The organism is Pseudomonas luteola NBRC 103146 (assembly GCF_002091675.1).
GTDB lineage: Bacteria > Pseudomonadota > Gammaproteobacteria > Pseudomonadales > Pseudomonadaceae > Chryseomonas > Chryseomonas luteola.
Genome location: NZ_BDAE01000065.1, coordinates 1 through 2946, shown reverse-complemented (window position 1 = coordinate 2946; position 2946 = coordinate 1). Strand labels below are relative to the sequence as shown.

General features: G+C 53.3%; 2 protein-coding genes and 1 pseudogene. 2 read left to right on the top strand and 1 reads right to left on the bottom strand.

The window, feature by feature from the left end; genetic code table 11:
* Positions 1 to 43 precede the first annotated feature (43 nt).
* Positions 44 to 526 carry a hypothetical protein gene (locus PLU01S_RS24950; protein ID WP_074830309.1) on the top strand — a complete coding sequence of 161 codons (483 nt, stop codon included), beginning with the start codon at positions 44 to 46 and terminating at the stop codon, positions 524 to 526.
* A 242-nt stretch (positions 527 to 768) separates the two neighbouring features.
* Positions 769 to 2334 carry a hypothetical protein gene (locus PLU01S_RS24945; RefSeq protein ID WP_139804006.1) on the top strand — a complete coding sequence of 522 codons (1566 nt, stop codon included), beginning with the start codon at positions 769 to 771 and terminating at the stop codon, positions 2332 to 2334.
* 15 nt (positions 2335 to 2349) lie between these two features.
* Here the strand turns inward: PLU01S_RS24945 and PLU01S_RS26295 are convergent.
* Positions 2350 to 2946, bottom strand: a pseudogene (locus PLU01S_RS26295) (hypothetical protein); the annotation flags it as partial.

Genomic DNA, 2946 nt, shown 5'->3' with positions numbered 1-2946 from the left:
CTTTCCGACTACTGTATGCATCCTCAGTAGAACGGACCCTCTTATGAGCACTTCAATTGCTGAATGGGAAAGACTGGCTAAAGACCAGCATGCCCTTGTTCGCCTACCCGAACACCATACCTCTTACATGAAAGAAGTTGCCGACCGGCTGCTGAGTACCCAGGCGATCACTAAAGACCGCTGGATGGACATGATGGAGGTCATCGACTCGGCAAAGCTATGGGCAGCCGAAGCATTGGCTACCTACTCCCCCGACTTCCTCAAAGGCGGCATCTACGAACTCAGGGATACGAACGGCAAGCTGGCCGGGATCGTCGAGCAGTCGGCTTTCGAGTTCTACAATCTGAGTGAAGATCATGGTGTCGTGAGGCGAGATCCGAACGGCCGCCTGGAGTTTCACGAGCGAAACGCTGGGCTATATGGTTCGGTCGATGGGATGAGGCTGACGCGAAGGGATGGGCAGCAGTTCGACCTGGTGCTGGTTGGACGGGTGATCAATGGAGAGAGAGTCATCAACACAAAATAGCCCTCTGGCAAAAAAACCTCTAGCTAGACGGGCAAACACCAGATTTATCTACTATGGTTACGCCCGCTCAGTGCAGGAGATTAGAAGTGAAGTACAGAGGGATAACAGCCATCACCGCTATTACGATGGCAGCAGTACCTGTTCTACTGTTTATATGGGTGGTTTGCGCAACTTACTCACCCGTGAACAACTCGGACGCCCTGGCAATCCCACATCGAATGATGTCTGTTGATGATGGGACCATGTCAGTAATCAGGATGATTCTTCAGCGGCATGTGGAACACTTCCACGCTCTGATCTTCCTTCTTGGCTATATAGATTGGCACCTAGCTGATGGATCAATGCTTCTTGCTCGGATAGCAGGCAGCATTTCAGCCTTGGGCTTTGCCTATATCATCGCCCATTCGATGCGTCACAATGCCAAGACGCCTGTAGCCCTGGCAGCCGTAGCCGCCCTTGCGCTTGGGTTCAATGGCTGGGGTATCTGGACGGTCAGCTTCCAGGCAGTCGTCAGTACCTTCTGGTTCATTTATACCCTTAACCTGTATTTCGTCTGCAAAGACGCAACGTCCACAGGTCGCCGAGGTGAGTTTTTCGGACCTACCCTGCTTACCGGCGCAGTTGCCATCTTCGCTCACGGGTCAGGGTTCATGTCGATCCTGTTTGTGCCGCTGATCTACGCCCTATTCCGGCGCTTCACCCGCGCGGTGATATCGTTCGTCTTCCTGGCTGGCCTGTTCTACTTCGGCGTTCAGATGAATTCCGTATGGCTTGCAGGCCTCCCGGCTCCTGATGGCCTGAATGCTGGGTTGATCCTCAGGGCCGTATTCCTCGACACGTTCAACCTTACTTCGGCAAGTCTGGCTTTCATAGGGTCGGCCTTTACCGATAGCCCCATGGTTGCTGTAGCTCTGGGCGGAGTTGCCGTGATCTGGGCGGCGCTGGCTGCGGTAATGAATCTGCGCCGCTTCGGCATGGATCGTTATAACGTGTTCGCCATTGCCATCCTGCTTAGCGGCCTTCTTTCCGCTGCATTGGGCGCTGGCCTTCGCTATGTCATCAACGTCTATGTCAGCCACTACGAGTTCGACCTGACAAACTTCATGGCCTCCAGGTATTACATGGCAGCGGTTGCTGTGTGGCTTGGGGCGCTAATGCTGACTGTCCGGCTGGCAAACGAGAAAACCACACTGGGCGTTTCTCTCGTGCTCTGGGCAACCGCCCTGGTAACTGGGTATGTTCAAGGCGTGCCCCAGGCATACGACCTCAAGGCTACCGAGGATATGGCAGAAGCTTCATTCCAGTCTGGCTACCGCAGTGCTGAGCTGATGGGCTGGATGTTCCCAGACCCTCACGGAGCTTGGGTTCTTGTTAATACTCTCGAAAAGAACCGTAAATCCATGTTTGGCGAGGAATATAAGATCCGGGCTCGCCTCCATGAACTGGAGATCACAGAGAGAACGCCAATCAAAGCGTTCCTCCCTGACGGAACCCAAGTCACAGCTTGTAAGCTTTCCGGACCAACAAAGGACAAGAGGCATACGGTAGTCATCAGGGACCTGCAAGGACGAGATGTCGGGATTGGCCGGTACAGCTCGACACATTCCAATATGTCGCCTGAAAAGCTGGATGTTGACTTCTATCTCAATAGAAGCCCTGACCTCAATGTCGCCATGAACGGCAATAAAGAAGCGGCTATAGGACACTGGCAGACCTTCGGCAGATCCGAACTGCTGAGACCAGCCCGCTCTAAAAAGCCGGGCTGGCTCGCATTCAGTTCAACCTGTGACGCACGCGCCTATCAGTGATCATGAAGCAGCGCCTTATGAGCGCTGCTGCAACTCCTTCACTTGCGCACTTAGCTCCTTCACTGCATTTATCAGGACGGGGATAAATTGCTCATAGCGCAGACCCTGGCGAGAGTCAGGGTTTTCTGCATCTGCAAGTGTCCATCCCGCAAAATCATCAATCCCAACAGCTGCCATTGCCTCTTTGACCTGCTGGGCAATCATGCCGAAGTGCGTTCTTTTGCCAGAATCGAAGGTTGTTTCATCACCATAAACAGGCTCTTGAATCTTCTGCATCCTTGGCACTGTTATGGTTTTTTGAACCTCAACCTCTCTAGTCGCCGGTACGCTGGAGGTATTGCCATCAGCATCCGTGACCTCTTCAAGATAGACCTCTTTCTTGGTCTCCATCACTGGATTGCCGCTTTCGTCGACTACGCTTAGCGTATCGATCACGTTACGGGTGGCAGTGCGGGTCTTAATTACCTGGACGGCCACGCCATCTCGGATCTCTACATCCGCATACTCTTCCTCATACTCCTCAGTTACCGGTACTTCCTTTTCCTCATACCCAGTAATGACGCGCTTAACTTCTGCCGCGCCCTGCTTCCAGGTAAAGCTCACCGCCTTCAG

What these genes read in the sequence shown, in the direction of transcription:
- PLU01S_RS24950 (WP_074830309.1), top strand. Translation starts at nt 44, where the DNA reads ATGAGCACTTCAATTGCTGAATGGGAAAGACTGGCTAAAGACCAGCAT.
- PLU01S_RS24945 (WP_139804006.1), top strand. Translation starts at nt 769, where the DNA reads ATGTCAGTAATCAGGATGATTCTTCAGCGGCATGTGGAACACTTCCAC.